This window comes from Streptomyces liliiviolaceus (assembly GCF_018070025.1).
GTDB classification, from domain to species: Bacteria; Actinomycetota; Actinomycetes; order Streptomycetales; family Streptomycetaceae; genus Streptomyces; species Streptomyces liliiviolaceus.
In genome coordinates this window covers 4,495,101-4,509,100 of sequence record NZ_JAGPYQ010000001.1, presented here as the reverse complement: position 1 = coordinate 4,509,100, position 14,000 = coordinate 4,495,101, and the positions used below count along the sequence as shown (strand labels likewise).

General features: G+C 70.2%; 11 protein-coding genes. 5 read left to right on the top strand and 6 right to left on the bottom strand.

Annotated elements, in window-relative coordinates:
- Positions 1–44 precede the first annotated feature (44 nt).
- The 6 genes from aceE to J8N05_RS19695 all read right to left on the bottom strand — a co-directional run bounded on the left by aceE (position 45) and on the right by J8N05_RS19695 (position 7,492).
- Complete coding sequence (aceE, locus tag J8N05_RS19720) at positions 45–2,732, bottom strand: pyruvate dehydrogenase (acetyl-transferring), homodimeric type (protein ID WP_210884569.1); 2,688 nt, start codon at positions 2,730–2,732, stop codon at positions 45–47.
- Between the two features lie 102 nt (positions 2,733–2,834).
- On the bottom strand, positions 2,835–3,575 hold the full coding sequence (locus J8N05_RS19715) for an SDR family oxidoreductase (RefSeq protein ID WP_210884568.1): 741 nt from the start codon (positions 3,573–3,575) through the stop codon (positions 2,835–2,837).
- 169 nt (positions 3,576–3,744) lie between these two features.
- On the bottom strand, positions 3,745–4,239 hold the full coding sequence (locus tag J8N05_RS19710; RefSeq protein ID WP_210884566.1) for a cupin domain-containing protein: 495 nt from the start codon (positions 4,237–4,239) through the stop codon (positions 3,745–3,747).
- Between the two features lie 121 nt (positions 4,240–4,360).
- Positions 4,361–5,872 (bottom strand): MFS transporter, encoded by a 1,512-nt coding sequence (locus tag J8N05_RS19705; RefSeq protein WP_210884564.1) that lies wholly within the window; start codon positions 5,870–5,872, stop codon positions 4,361–4,363.
- Between the two features lie 14 nt (positions 5,873–5,886).
- Positions 5,887–6,828, bottom strand: coding sequence for an alpha/beta fold hydrolase (locus J8N05_RS19700; RefSeq protein ID WP_210884563.1), 942 nt, complete (start codon positions 6,826–6,828; stop codon positions 5,887–5,889).
- A gap of 193 nt (positions 6,829–7,021) precedes the next feature.
- On the bottom strand, positions 7,022–7,492 hold the full coding sequence (locus J8N05_RS19695) for a carboxymuconolactone decarboxylase family protein (RefSeq protein ID WP_210884562.1): 471 nt from the start codon (positions 7,490–7,492) through the stop codon (positions 7,022–7,024).
- Positions 7,493–7,722: 230 nt separating this feature from the next.
- Here J8N05_RS19695 and J8N05_RS19690 point away from each other — a divergent pair, with 230 nt between their 5' ends.
- From J8N05_RS19690 to J8N05_RS19670, 5 genes are all read left to right on the top strand, one after another.
- Positions 7,723–8,511 (top strand): DUF427 domain-containing protein, encoded by a 789-nt coding sequence (locus J8N05_RS19690; RefSeq protein ID WP_210884560.1) that lies wholly within the window; start codon positions 7,723–7,725, stop codon positions 8,509–8,511.
- Between the two features lie 122 nt (positions 8,512–8,633).
- On the top strand, positions 8,634–9,584 hold the full coding sequence (locus J8N05_RS19685) for an alpha/beta hydrolase (protein ID WP_210884558.1): 951 nt from the start codon (positions 8,634–8,636) through the stop codon (positions 9,582–9,584).
- A 196-nt stretch (positions 9,585–9,780) separates the two neighbouring features.
- Positions 9,781–10,500, top strand: a complete 720-nt coding sequence (locus tag J8N05_RS19680; RefSeq protein ID WP_210884556.1) for an alpha/beta fold hydrolase — start codon at positions 9,781–9,783, stop codon at positions 10,498–10,500.
- A gap of 139 nt (positions 10,501–10,639) precedes the next feature.
- A complete protein-coding gene (locus tag J8N05_RS19675; protein ID WP_247706350.1) occupies positions 10,640–10,987 on the top strand; it encodes a hypothetical protein in 348 nt (115 codons plus the stop codon).
- A 131-nt stretch (positions 10,988–11,118) separates the two neighbouring features.
- Positions 11,119–13,887, top strand: a complete 2,769-nt coding sequence (locus J8N05_RS19670) for an ATP-binding protein (protein WP_210884555.1) — start codon at positions 11,119–11,121, stop codon at positions 13,885–13,887.
- Positions 13,888–14,000: the final 113 nt, after the last annotated feature.

The following is a 14,000-nucleotide window of genomic DNA, read 5'->3' as shown; positions in this document are numbered from 1 at the left end:
CACAAGTCCTGGCCCGGGCCCGGCCCCGGTCCTGACCGTGCAGGTCACAGATCGAGGCCGTGGCGCTTGCGCGCCCGTTGGGTCGTCTCCGGGGTGACCTGCCCGGCTCGGGCCAGGCGGTCCAGGGCCGTCACGACGATCGATTCGGCGTCCACCCGGAAGTAGCGGCGCACGTCGTCCCGGGTGTCGGACAGCCCGAAACCGTCGGTGCCCAGGGAGAAGTAGTCCTGCTCGACCCACTGGCTGATCTGGTCCGGCACCTGGCGCATCCAGTCGCTGACCGCCAGCACCGGACCCGGCGCTCCGGCCAGCGCCTCGGTGACGTACGGCAGGCGGTGCTCGCCGCGCAGGACGGCGGCGTCGGTGTCCAACGCGTCCCGGCGCAGCTCCGTCCAGGACGTCACCGACCACACGTCCGCGTGCACGTTCCACTCGGCGGCGAGGAGTTCCTGTGCGCGCAGCGCCCAGTGGATGGCGGTGCCGGAGGCCAGCAGCTGGATACGGGGTCCGGTGGCGGCCGGGTCGGCGGGCCGGAAGCGGTAGATCCCCCGGACGATGCCCTCCTCGACGCCGGGTACCGGCGGTATCGCCGGCTGCGTCTTCGGCTCGTTGTAGACGGTCAGGTAGTAGAAGACGTTCTCGGGCCGTTCGCCGTACATGCGGCGCAGGCCCTCCCGCGCGATGACCGCGATCTCGAAGGCGAAGGCCGGGTCGTAGCTGACCACCGCCGGATTGGTGGCCGCCAGCAGGTGCGAGTGTCCGTCTCCGTGCTGCAGCCCCTCCCCGGTCATGGTGGTGCGCCCGGCGGTGCCGCCCACGACGAAACCGCGGCCCATCTGGTCGGCGAGCGCCCAGAACTGGTCGCCGGTCCGCTGGAAGCCGAACATGGAGTAGAAGATGTAGAACGGGATCATGGGTTCGCCGTGGGTGGCGTACGAGGTCGCTGCGGCGGCGAACTCCGCGACCGAACCGGCTTCCGTGATCCCCTCGATGATCAGCTGGCCCGTGCTGCTCTCCTTGTAGAAGAGCAGCTGGTCGGCGTCGACCGGATCGTAGGTCTGTCCGTGGGGCGAGTAGATGCCGGCCGTGGGGAACATCGACTCCATACCGAAGGTGCGCGCCTCGTCGGGGATGATCGGAACCCAGCGCGCGCCGGTGTCCTTGTCCCGCATCAAGTCCTTGACCAGGCGGACCAGCGCCATGGTGGTGGCCACTTCCTGATGGCCGAAGCCCTTCTTCAGGGCCTCGAAGGACGTGGCGGCCGGCTGCGGCAACGGTCTGTTGACGACCCGTCGGGCGGGAGCCGGACCGCCCAGTGCCGCTCGGCGTTCGCGCAGGTACCGCACCTCGGGCGCGTCCGGCCCCGGATGCCAGTAGGGCACCTGGTCGCCCGCGAGCGCGCTGTCGGGGATGGGAAGTTCCAGCAGGTCGCGCATGTCGCGGAACTGTTGCGGGGTGAGCTTCTTCATCTGGTGGTTGGCGTTGCGGGACTCGAACGCCGAGCCGAGGGTGTGCCCCTTGACCGTCTGGGCCAGGATCACCGTGGGTGCGCCCTTGTGTTCCACGGCGGCCCGGTAGGCGGCGTGGACCTTCAACGGCTCATGGCCCCCACGGGAGTTCCCGAAGAGGTCGACCACCTGGGTGTCGTTCAGGGAGGCGGCCACGCCGGAGAGCGCGTCGCCGGTGAAGAAGCTCTTACGGATGTAGGCCGCGTCCCGTGCGGCCAGGGTCTGCAGCTGTGCGTCCGGTATCTCACCCAGCCGCCGGACCAGGTCCCCGGTGGTGTCCCGCAGCAGCAGCGGGTCCCAGGCCTCGCCCCACAGCGTCTTGACCACGTTCCAGCCGGCGCCCCGGAAGCGGGCATCGAGCTCCTGGACGATCTTGGAGTTGGAGCGCACCGGGCCGTCGAGCCGCTGCAGGTTGCAGTTGACGACGAAGGTGAGGTTGTCGAGGTTCTCGCGGGACGCCAGAGTCAGCGCGGCCGTCGACTCCGGCTCGTCGATCTCGCCGTCGCCGAGGAACGCCCACACCCGTGAGGCGGAGGTGTCCTTGATGCCGCGGGCTCGCAGATAGCGGTTGAACCGGGCCTGGTAGATGGCGCCGAGAGGGCCGAGGCCCATGGACACGGTGGGGAACTCCCACAGCCACGGCAGGCGGCGCGGGTGCGGGTAGGACGGCAGACCGTGCCCCGTGGCCTCGCGCCGGAAGCCGTCCAGGTCCTGTGCGCTCAGCCGTCCTTCGAGGAAGACCCGGGCATAGATGCCCGGTGAGGCATGGCCCTGCAGGAACAACTGGTCGCCCGAGCCGTCACCGTCCTTGCCGTGGAAGAAGTGGTTGAACCCGATCTCGTACAGCCAGGCCGCCGAGGCGTACGTGGCGATGTGGCCGCCCAGTCCCAGGGGTGCCCCACGGGTCACCATGGCCGCCGCGTTCCACCGGTTGAGCGCGGTGATCCTGGTCTCCATCGCCAGGTCGCCGTCGAACGCCGGCTGGGCCGAGACGGGCACGGTGTTGATGTAGTCCGAGGCCAGCAGCCCGGGCAGGGACAGCCCGGACCGGGCCGCGAACTCGTGCACGCGGCGCAGCAGATACACCGCCCGGTCCGGCCCGGCGTTGCGCACGACGGCGTCGAGAGAGGCCTGCCATTCGGCGGTCTCCTCGCGGTCGCGGTCGGGTAGCTGGTCGAGCTCACTGGTCACGGGGGACGTGGCGGGCCGGGACGGAACACTCATGGCAGCCTTCCTGACAGGGCAGGGGAGGAAACGGTCGGACGCGATGTGAGGTCGCCGGCGGGCAGAGGCCGGCCGGGTAAGGCGGGCCTCTGCCTCGGCCGGTCAGCGCTCTTTGAGCCACCGGGCGAAGGAGTGGTGGCCCAGGTGGGCGTCAGGTCCGGGAAGCAGAGCCCTCTCGGAGAGCTCCGCGCCGAAGAACGGCGCCCGGGGATCGGTGACGACCTGCCCCGGCAGACCGAGGGCGGTCAGGAGATCGGAGACGAGATCCGTAAGCCGGCCCTCTTCGGGGCCGGCCGTCTCCAGGACGTCGAACAGGGGCACCCCGACCGCGACATGCGCGACCGTCGCGGCGACGTCGTCGACCGAGACCGGCCGCAGCAGCAGGGGCGCCACGCGCACACCGTCCGGCCGGGTGGCGGCGGCAGCGACGGACTGAACGGTCTCGAAGAAGGGCGAGGCCCTCACCACGGAGTACGGGACGGTGGACCGGCGGGCCAACCGCTCCTGGACCGCCTTCGCCGGGAAGTAGCCCGAGTCGACCCGGTCGGCTCCCACCAGCGACAGCAGTACGTAGTGCGCGACGCCGGCCGCGCCGGCCGCCCGCAGGAGGTTGCCGGTCGCGGCGGTGAAGAACTGCTCGCTCACCCGCCGCTCGTGCGAGGGGGCGTCGGTGACGTCCACGACCACGTCCACGGCACGCAGCGCCTGTTCGACACCGTCCCCGGTGCGGAGGTCGACTCCCTGCGCACGGGAGAGCTGCCCGACCTCGACGCCGTGGTCCCGGAGCCGGGCTACGGTTCTCGACCCCATGAGGCCGGTGGCACCTGCTACGAGTACTCGCATGTGTTCCTCCATGAGGGGCTCGCCGGCCTGTCGGCCGGCCTGGGCACACCGCACGGCCGTACGCACCGTGCTCATGCCACCTAGACAGGACGCACCCCATGGCTGTGACAGCGTGCACACGCTCATGGACACGGTGGCCACGAGAACGGGCGCGGCCCCGGGCCTACTCCTACTCCACGAAATAGGAGTCGTGCTTGTCGAAGAACGCGTCCCGCTCCTCGTCCGAGGCGTGCGCCAGTTGGGACACCTGCTCGAAGTACTCCTCACGGGGCGCCCCGGGGGTGAACAGCAGGAGCATGTCGGCCGGGGCGTCGGAGTCGTTGCGGAAGGCGTGCAGGCCGCCCTGCGGCACATGAAGGAAGTCACCCTTGCGCGCGTCGATCCACTGCACGCCGTTGTACACCCGGACCGTGCCGTCCAGGATGTAGAACGACTCCGAGATCCGCTTGTGGAAGTGGGTCTTGGGACCGCCCGCCCTCGGCTTCATCTCCACCCGGTACAGCCCGAACTCCCCTCGGGTCGTCTCGGTGGTCGCCAGATAGTGGGTGGCACTCTGCCCCGCGCCGCTGACGCCGAGGGCCGGAGGGGTGGCCGCGGGCCGGAAGACGGCGCTGACCTCGCCGTCCTCGCCCCAGTACTTCAGCTCGGGATAGGGATACGACATAACGGTGTTCCTTTCATAGCGGCTGCTCCGAAGCGGTGGGACGGACCGACGGGGCGGTCCGTCCCACCCAGGAGACCGGTGGGCGTATACCGGTGTGACACCGGCCGCAGACATCGGAGGGTCAGTCGGCGGTGCGACGACGGGCCCTGGGGGACACCAACGGCGGCTCCATCAGCCAACCGTGCGCTCTGCCGTGCGCGTGGTGGGCGGTCGCGGCGTTCTGCGGCAGCAGCGCGAACGCCACCAGAGCACCGGCGAACAGCAGTCCGGCACATAGCGGCATGGCCCGGCTGAACGACATGTCGAAAGCCGCGGTCGAACGGTAGGCGTCCGGTCCCATACCGACCAGCAGGGGCAGGCCGGCAACGGCCATCAGCCCGGCCGCCCGCGCTGCCGCGTTGTTGATGCCGCTGGCCAGTCCGGCGTGCTCGGCGTCCACCGATGACAGCAGGGTCATGGTCAGCGGAGCGACCATGACGACCATGCCGCAGCCCATCACCAGCAGGGCGGGCAGTATGTCCTGCGAGTAGGAGGCGTCGGGGCCCACGCGCAGCATCAGCAGCATGCCCGCACCGCACACCAACGGGCCCAGCGTGAGCGGCACGCGCGGTCCGAGCCGCTTGGCGAGGAGGGCCGAGCGGGAGGAGAACAGCAGCATCAGCGCGGTGTTCGGCAGCATGGCCGCCCCCGCCGCGAGTGCCGAGTACCCGACGACGATCTGCAGTTCCAGGGCGGTGAGGAAGAAGAATCCCGCGGTGCCGGCGTAGACGCACAGGGTGATCACGTTGACTGCGGTGAACTGCCGTGACGATAAGATCGACAACGGCACCATCGGATCGCTGCCGCGCCGCTCGACCACAAGGAACGCCCAGCCGGCCAGGACACTGCCCGTGGCCGCGCCGAGGACGGCCGGCCCGCCGGTCCGGGCCTCGGTCAGCGTGTACGTGGCCAGGGCGGCCCCGGTGACGTCGAATCCCGGCATCCGGTGTCGCGTCTCGCCGGGCGGAGCGGTCTTCCGCCGGGACGCGCCCACCGACTCCGGCACATGGCGCAGCGCCAGGGGCACACACAGCAGAGCGGGTGGAATGGTCAGGAAGAAGGTCCAGCGCCAGCCGGGGCCGTCGACCAGCCAGCCGCCCACGAAGGGCCCGAGAGCCGCGCCCACGCCCCCGAAACCCGACCACAGTCCGATCGCGCGGGGCCGGTCGTCCGGATGGAAGGAGGCCTCGATGATCGCCAGTGATCCCGGGGTGAGCAGAGCGCCCCCGACGCCTTGGAGCGCTCGGGCAGCGATCAGTGTGTGGGTGTCGGGCGCGATCCCGCACAGGAACGAGGCCGCCGCGAACCACAGGACGCCCACGACGAAGACGCGTCGCCTGCCGAAGCGGTCGCCCAGCGCTCCGCCCAGGAGGATCAGCCCCGCCAAGGTGAGCATGTAGGCGTTCACGGTCCACTGCAGAACCGCGAGGTCGGCGTCGAAGTCGTCGCCGATACGGGGCAGTGCCACATTGGTGACGGTCGAGCCGAGCATCACCACGCTGGAGCCCAGGACGGTGACCAGCAGGGTTGCCCGGCCGTGGGCGTCGGCCAGACGCAGGGGAGGTGGGCTGTCGTACGACGGGGTGAGGGGCATGTCGGATCCTGGTGTCAGCCGGTGCCGAGCGGCGCGTGGTCCCGTCGGAGCGCGCGCACGTCGCGTACGGCCTCGGCGAAGGCATGGGGGCGTTCCTGCGGGAGGTTGTGGCCGGCGCCGGGCACCTGACGGTGCAGTCGGGGCCCGGTGAAGTGGTGAGCGCTCGACGAACCGTCCGTCGCCGGGAAGTTGCCGTCGGACGTGCCGTCCAGGGTGATCGTCGGGACGGGGATGCCGGGCAGTTCGGCCAGGCGGGCTTCCAACTCCTCGTAGGGTTCTGCGCCCGGTGCGAAACCGAGCCGGTGGCGGTAGGAGTGGATGACGACATCGGTGTAGTCGGGGTTGGCGAAGGACTGCGCGGTGCGGGCCAGGTCCTCCGGGGTGAAGGGCCACTCGGGGGAGTTCCGTTTCCAGATGACCCGTGCGACGCCCTGGGGGTCGGCGGCGAGGCCGGCCCGGCCGCGCTCGGTGAGGAAGTAGTGGAAATACCAGAAACCGGCTTCCAGTTCGGGCGCCAGAGGCCGCGCCGCCGCGCTGATGTCCTGGATGAGATAGCTGTTGACCGAGACCAGCCCGAGGACCCGCTCGGGCCACAGTGCCGCGGCGACGTTGGCGGCGCGGCCGCCCCAGTCGTATCCGGCGAGGTAGGCCCGCTCGACACCGAGTGCGTCCAGGAGCGCGACGACGTCCGCTCCCAGGGCGGCCTGCTGCCCCGAGCGGGGCTGTGACGCGGACCGGAAGGCGGTGGGTCCGTGCCCGCGCAGATAGGGGACGACGACACGGAACCCCTGTCGGCCCAGGAGCGGAGCGACGGTGTCGTACGAGTGGATGTCGTAGGGGAAGCCGTGCAGAAGTACCACGGTGTCACCGTGTGCGGGGCCGGCCTCGTGGTAGGCGATCTCCAGGACGTCGGTTCTCACGTGCCGTGTCCGGGCGGGGTCGAAGGGGTTCGTCATGGCAGTCCTCGGGGTTCCGGGCCGGCCCCGCCGCGGGCTGTGGGCGGCAGGTCGCTTACGCCGGACATGACCGGTCCGTGCCGCGATGTGTGACAGCTGCGGCACGGACCGGTGGTGGTGAGGATCATCCCTCGGGCACCGTGCGGGCGCACGGAGGAGCCTGCCGGCCCTCCGTGCGCCCGCACGCGGAGGGTCAGCCGAACATGCCGACCTGGTAGTCGCCCGCCGGCTGACGGTTGATGACATTGATGCGGTTGTAGGCGTTGATGAGTGCGATCAGCGAGATCAGCGCGGCCAGTTGGTCCTCGTCGTAGAACTTGGCGGCGCCGGCCCATGCCTCGTCCGTCACACCGGCCGGGTTGTCCGCGAGGCGCGTGCCCTGCTCGGTCAGTTCCAGCGCCGCACGCTCGGCATCGCTGAAGACGGTGGCCTCACGCCATGCGGCCACCAGGTTGAGGCGCACCTGCGTCTCCCCGGCCGCGGTGGCCTCCTTGGCGTGCATGTCGGTGCAGAAGCCGCAGCCGTTGATCTGGCTGGCGCGGATCTTCACCAGTTCCTGGGTGGCGACGGGCAGGGCCGGAGCCACGATCGCGCCGGCCGAGTTCAGATGCCTCATGACCTTGCCGGCGAGGGCGTTGCCGAAGTAGTTGATGCGTGCGTCCATGATGGAGTCTCCTCACACGGTGAAATGGTTACGGCCCACTGACCGGGCACCCTCGCGTTCTGTGACACCGGGGCCACCACTGTTCACACCGGATACCATCGAACGTGTGGGCGGGGCCCACTCCACCCGGAGCCGTTTTCCCGCCCGTGACGGACCTCCGCCCGTAGCGGAACCCCGCCCGCGACAGGGCAGGCGAACGCACAGTCAGCGAACGAACCAAGGTGACCACCATGGCAGTCGAGAGCGTTCTGCACCCCAGCCTCATCGTGCCGGTCGGGCACGTCGAACCCGTGCCACGCCGCATCCGGGGCCTGATCGGCGGCCGTGTCGTCTTCGACTCGCGCCGCGCCCTGTACGTCTGGGAATGGCAGGCGTACCCGGAGTACAGCATTCCCGTCGAGGATCTGGTCGACGGTGTGCTGCACGACGACAAACACACGGAGCAGCTCGGCGCCGGACCCGCGCACCGTCACACGTTGCGGGTCGGAGCCGAGGCCCGCGCGGGCGCGGCATGGGTGTGGGGAGAGGGTGCCCCGGGACCGCTGCACGACACCGTGCGGTTCGAATGGGACGCGCTGGACGCCTGGTTCGAGGAGGACGAGCCGGTCTTCGTCCACCCCAGAAGCCCGTACTCCCGCGTGGACGCCCTGCGTTCCTCCAGCACTGTCCGCGTGGAGGTGGAGGGAGTGGTGCTGGCGGAGGCGCCCGACTGCGTGAAGCTGTTCGAGACCGGGCTGCCCACCCGCTACTACCTCGACCGTACCCACATCGACTGGACCCGGCTGCGGCAGTCGGACACCGTGACCCGATGTCCCTACAAGGGGACCACGAGCGCCTACTGGTCGTTCGACGGTGCCTCCGGACCTCATGCCGACATCGCCTGGACGTACGACTTCCCCACGATTCAGGCCAGCCGCATCGCGGGAATGACCGCGTTCTACAACGAACATGTGGATCTTTATGTCGACGGCACTCCGCTGCCCGGTTTCTCCGGCACCGACGGCCAGAACATCGAATAGCGGTCACGCGGCCACAACCGCACGGCGTGCATCGCCTTTCATCATGTCGTGTCACACAAAAGCTCTCGGCCCGGTCTCATGAGGTGAAAACCCAGCCTCGCCCGATGCCGAAGGAGCCCGCCGTGAGCGATGTCATTCTCGAACCCGCCGCCCAGGATTTCGCCGACGCCACCGCAAAGCCGCCACTGCTGCACGAACTCGGAGTCGAGGGGGCGCGCAAGCTCCTCGACGACGTCCAGGCACAGCCCGTGGAGAAGCCGGAGGCGGACGAGAAGTGGATCACCCTTCCCACCGGTGTCGGTGACGTGCGGGTGCGCATCGTGAAGCCGGCCGGTGCCACCGGTGTCCTGCCGGTGATCCTCTACATCCACGGCGGTGGCTGGATCCTCGGCAACGCCGGTACGCACGACCGGCTGGTGCGCGAACTGTCCGTCGGGGCCGGGGCCGCCGTGGTCTTCGTGGAGTACGACCGGTCTCCCGAGGCCAAGTACCCCGTCGCCATCGAGCAGGCCTACGCCACCGCTCGGTGGATCACCACCGAGGGAGCCGAGGAAGGACTGGACGGCTCGCGGCTCGTGGTCGCCGGTGACTCCGTCGGCGGCAACATGACCGCCGCCCTGACCCACATGGCCAAGCAGCGCGGCGACGTGGTCTTCCTGCACCAGTCGCTGTACTACCCGGTGACCGACGCCGCCCAGGACACCGAGAGCTACCGGACCTTCGCGCACGGTCCCCACCTGACGGCGAAGGCCATGGAGTGGTTCTGGGACGCGTACACCACTGATCCCGCCGAGCGCGCGCAGATCACCGCGTCCCCGCTGCGGGCCACGCTCGACGACCTCCGGGGTCTGCCGCCGGCGCTCGTCATCGTCGACGAGAACGACGTGCTGCGCGACGAGGGCGAGGCCTACGCCCGCAAGTTGATCCAGGCGGGCGTCGCTACCACCAGCATCCGCTACAACGCGAGCCTGCACGACTTCATGATGCTGAACCCCGTCCGCGGAACGCAGGCTTCGAGCGCGGCCGTCGAGCAGGCCGTCCACGTCCTGCGCAAGGCTTTGGGCACCGACTGACAGCCTTACCGAAATACCGCCTGACCGACGAACCGCCTGACCGGCGACCGCCCGACCGGCTCCGCGTACGGGCGAACACGCGCGGAGACCGGGCAGCTTTCCGGAGTGCCCGTCGAGGGGATCCCGACGCGCAGAAACCACCTCCACACGCTCGAAATGACGAGCGCATTTCCCGGCACATCGAAAGGCCGATCCCATGAGTGCACAGAATCCCACCATTGTCCTCGTCCACGGCGCGTTCGCGGACTCCTCCAGCTGGAACGGGGTGGTCGAAAAACTCCAGGCGCACGCATACCCGGTGGTGGCCGCGAGCAATCCGCTGCGGACACTCAGTGGCGACGCCGCATACGTCAGGCAGCTCGTGGAGTCCATCGAGGGCCCGGTGGTGCTGGTCGGACACTCCTACGGCGGATCCGTCATCAGCAACGCCGCCAAGGGGCTCGGCAACGTCAAGGCGCTCGTGTTCGTCGCGGCCTTCCTGCCGGACGAGGGGGAGAGCGCCATCGCGTTGTCGGGCAAGTTCCCCGGCAGCACCCTCGGTGAGGCCCTTCGGCCGGTTCCGCTCACGCTCCCCGACGGCGGCCAGGTCACCGACCTGTACATCGAGAAGGCGAGGTTCCACCAGCAGTTCGCCGCCGACGTCGCCGCGGAGACGGCAGCGGTCATGGCGGCCACCCAGCGCCCCGTGACCGATGCCGCGCTGGGCGAGGGCGCCTCCGCGCCGGCGTGGCGGGAGATTCCCTCGTGGGTGCTGGTGGCCACGGAGGACAAGAACATCCCGCCGCAGGCACAGACCTTCATGGCCGAGCGGGCGAACGCCACGGCGGTGAGTGTGATCGCCTCGCACGCCGCCGGCGTCTCGCGCCCCGGCGACGTCGCCCGGCTGATCAACGCGGCGGCGCAGGCCACCCTCTGAGACGCCGCGTCCGGAAAGGACCGTGTGAGGGCCGGCCGATCACATGAGGAATCGGCCGGCCGGGCACGGCGCCAGGGCGCCGTGCCCGGCACCACCCCTGGACCGGTGCAGCGAAGTACTTCGGAGCACATCGGAGCACATGATGGACACGGACAAGCAGACAGCGGCCCGCGGCCTGATCGACATCGAGGCCCATCTCTACCGGGAGGCCCACCTCAGTGCGGCCCGTCGGCGGCTGGCCGAATTCATCGCGCGGGCCGACGACTTCAGCCCCGGCCAGAAGCGCGACCTGGAGCAGTGGTACCTCGACGAGCAGCGGTACGTGGCGCGCATGGTCACCGATCACATCGCCGACAGCATCAGCGCCGTGGAGCAGGCACATCGCCTCCGCTTCGGACGGTGGCTGCGCGGAACACTGGTGGCCATGACACTGATCACCGTGGTGCTGTTCCTGTGCGCCGCGCTGGTGGTGGGCATGGCGACCTGACCGGCGTCCTCGGCCCCCGAGCAGGCGGCCGGACAGCCCGGCCCGGAGCGGGTGTCCCTCCCCGGCGCCCAACGGTTGTTTTCGGACACCGGGGCCGGGATGCCGGGTATCGTGGCAGCCGGGAGGCTGTCATGGCGCGGGACGGAGCTAGGACCGAACTCATCGGGCGGCGGCACGAGCGCCAGGTGCTGGACGGCCTCCTGGCCGGCGTCAGAACCGGGCGCAGCGAGGTCCTCGTCCTGCGAGGCGAGGCGGGGATCGGCAAGAGCGAACTGCTGAGGCATCTGCTGGAGCGGGCCGACGGATGCCGAGTGGTACAGGCCGCGGGTGTGCAGTCCGAGATGGAGCTCTCCTATGCCGGCCTGCATCAGCTGTGCGCACCGTTGCTCGAACACATGGACGACCTGCCGGAGCCGCAGCGCAACGCACTGCGCACGGCGTTCGGGCTCCAGCTGGGAGAGGCCCCCGACCGGTTCCTGGTCGGCCTGTCCGCGCTGAGTCTGCTCGCCGGCCATGTGGGCGATCAGCCCTTGGTGTGCGTCGTCGACGACGCACAGTGGCTCGACAGCGTCTCGGCGCAGACACTGCAGTTCGTGGCCCGCCGGCTGGTCGCCGACTCCATCCTGCTCATCCTGGCCGTGCGGGAGCCCACCACCCGTGAGGTCCTCCCGGGGCTGCCCGAGCTGGTGTTGAGAGGTCTGACAGAGAGCGAGTCACGCCAACTGCTCGACTCGGTGGTCACCGGTCCGATCGACCACGGAGTGCGGGACCGTATCGTCGCCGAGACGCGGGGCAACCCGCTGGCTCTGCTGGAGCTGCCGCGCGGACTGGCCGACGTCGAACTGGCCGGAGGGTTCACGGAGCCCGACGCCCGCCCGCTGTCCAGTCAGATCGAGAGCGGCTTCGTACGTCGTATCGGCGCACTTCCCGAGGAGACGCGGCAGCTGCTCGTCCTCGCCGCCGCCGAGCCCGCGGGCGATGTGACCCTGATCCGACGGGCGGGCGAACGGCTGAGGATCGCGGTGGACGACGCCGTCATGGACGCCGAAGCCTCCGGACTGATCGTGTTCGGCACCTGGGCCCGCTTTCGGCACCCACTGGTGCGTTCCGCCGCGTATCGCGCGGTCGGCGCCACCGACCGGCGGCGCGTGCACGAGGCCCTCGCGGACGCGATCGACGCGCAGGTGCATCCCGACCGCCGCGCGTGGCACCTGGCCGGTGCCGTGGTGGGCCCCGACGAGGACGTGGCGGCCGAACTGGAACGCTCGGCGGAGCGGGCCCGCGCGCGGGGCGGCATCGCGGCCGCGGCGGCCTTCCTGGAGCGCTCCACGGAGCTGACGCCTGACCCCGCACGCCGCGGCATCAGAGCTCTGGCCGCCGCGCGGGCCAAGTTCCAGGCAGGAGCCTTCGAGCCGGCACGCGAACTCGTCGAGGCGGCCGAGCTGAGCTGTCTCGACGAAGTCAGCGCCGCGCAGGCCACACTGCTGCGCGGACAGATCATGTCCGCGGCGAAGAGCGCCGGAGCCGGTCTGCCGCTGCTGCTGGAGGCGGCCAAGTGCCTGCAGCCCTTCGACGCCGTGCTGGCCCGCCAGACCTACCGGGACGCGATCTACGCGGCGCTCACCGCGGGCCGACTGGCCAGGGGAGGGGTCCGCGACGTCGCGGAAGCCGTCCTGAGCGCCCCGAGCCACTCGGACGCCCCGACGCGGGAGGACATGCTTCTGCAGGGTCTGTCACGGGTGATCACCGAAGGCTACGTGCACGGGGCGCCGGCGCTGCGCCGGGCGGTGACCGCCTTCCGTACCGAGGAGCTCTCCCGCGAGGACGGTCTGGGCTGGCTGCCACTGGTGTGCCGCATGGCGCACAACATCTGGGACTTCGAGACCTGGACCGTGCTGTCCGAGCGTCTGGTCGAGCTGGCCCGTGAGGCGGGCGCGCTCGCCGTGCTGTCCTCGGCTCTGCTGCTGCGGCTGTCCAACCGGGTGTTCGCCGGTGACCTCCAGGGCGCCGATTCCCTGGTCGCGGAAGCGCAGGCGATCGGCGAGGCGACGGGCAGCAGCTTCTTCGCCCATTACGGCGCGCTGGTCGTGGAGCCCTTCAAGGGACGGGAGTCGGCGACCCGCGCGTCCATCGAAGTCGTCACCCAGGACCGGCTCCTGCTGGGGGAGGGGAAGGTACTGACGGCCACACAGTGGGCCGCGGCCGTTCTCCACAACGGCCAGGGCCGGTACGAGGAGGCGTACGCCGCGGCCCTGCGAGGCTGCGAGAACCCCCAGGAGCTCGGGCTCTCCCTGCAGTCGAGGGTGGAACTCGTCGAGGCGGCCGTCGGGCTCGGGCGGCGGGCGGACGCGGTCGACGAGGCACGTACGGTCGAAGAGATGGCACGGGCGAGCGGAACGCCGTGGGCGCTCGGTGTCGCCGCCGGTGTCCGTGCGCTGATGAGCGAGGACCAGCTCGCCGACGACCTGCACCGGAGTGCCATCGACCTGCTCGGCACCACACAGGCTCGTATGGACAGCGCCCGCGCCCGACTCCGCTACGGCGAGTGGTTGCGCGGTCAGGACCGGTCGGCGGACGCCCGTACCCAACTCGGCCAAGCCCACGAGGTGTTCACCGCTGTCGGCGCCGAGGCCTTCGCGGAACGCGCCCGTCGTGAACTCGCGGCCGCGGGCGCGAAGGTCGACAGACGGAGCGCGGCGGCGCCCGCGGTCCTGACCGATCAGGAGTCCGAGATCGCGCGGCTTGCCCACAGCGGGCTCACCAACCCCGCGATCGGCGCTCGGCTGTTGCTCAGCCCGCACACCGTCGAGTGGCATCTGCGCAAGGTGTTCGTGAAGATGGGCATCTCCTCCCGCAAGGAGATCAGCCTCGAACGGCTGGACGGCGGAGTCGCGTCGTAGCCGCCACACCGCACCACTCGCGGACAGCGGCGAACAGGTCCGTCGGCGTGTCACGGCCGCGGTGAGAACCTGAAGTGAAAGGTGCGTACACGTAAGCGCTGGCCCGTAGAGGC

Bases quoted from the DNA above. Each gene is read 5' to 3' on its own strand.
- aceE (WP_210884569.1), bottom strand. From the start codon at position 2,732: ATGAGTGTTCCGTCCCGGCCCGCCACGTCCCCCGTGACCAGTGAGCTC.
- J8N05_RS19710 (WP_210884566.1), bottom strand. From the start codon at position 4,239: ATGTCGTATCCCTATCCCGAGCTGAAGTACTGGGGCGAGGACGGCGAG.
- J8N05_RS19690 (WP_210884560.1), top strand. From the start codon at position 7,723: ATGGCAGTCGAGAGCGTTCTGCACCCCAGCCTCATCGTGCCGGTCGGG.
- J8N05_RS19680 (WP_210884556.1), top strand. From the start codon at position 9,781: ATGAGTGCACAGAATCCCACCATTGTCCTCGTCCACGGCGCGTTCGCG.
- J8N05_RS19695 (WP_210884562.1), bottom strand. From the start codon at position 7,492: ATGGACGCACGCATCAACTACTTCGGCAACGCCCTCGCCGGCAAGGTC.
- J8N05_RS19675 (WP_247706350.1), top strand. From the start codon at position 10,640: ATGATGGACACGGACAAGCAGACAGCGGCCCGCGGCCTGATCGACATC.
- J8N05_RS19700 (WP_210884563.1), bottom strand. From the start codon at position 6,828: ATGACGAACCCCTTCGACCCCGCCCGGACACGGCACGTGAGAACCGAC.
- J8N05_RS19715 (WP_210884568.1), bottom strand. From the start codon at position 3,575: ATGCGAGTACTCGTAGCAGGTGCCACCGGCCTCATGGGGTCGAGAACC.
- J8N05_RS19670 (WP_210884555.1), top strand. From the start codon at position 11,119: ATGGCGCGGGACGGAGCTAGGACCGAACTCATCGGGCGGCGGCACGAG.
- J8N05_RS19705 (WP_210884564.1), bottom strand. From the start codon at position 5,872: ATGCCCCTCACCCCGTCGTACGACAGCCCACCTCCCCTGCGTCTGGCC.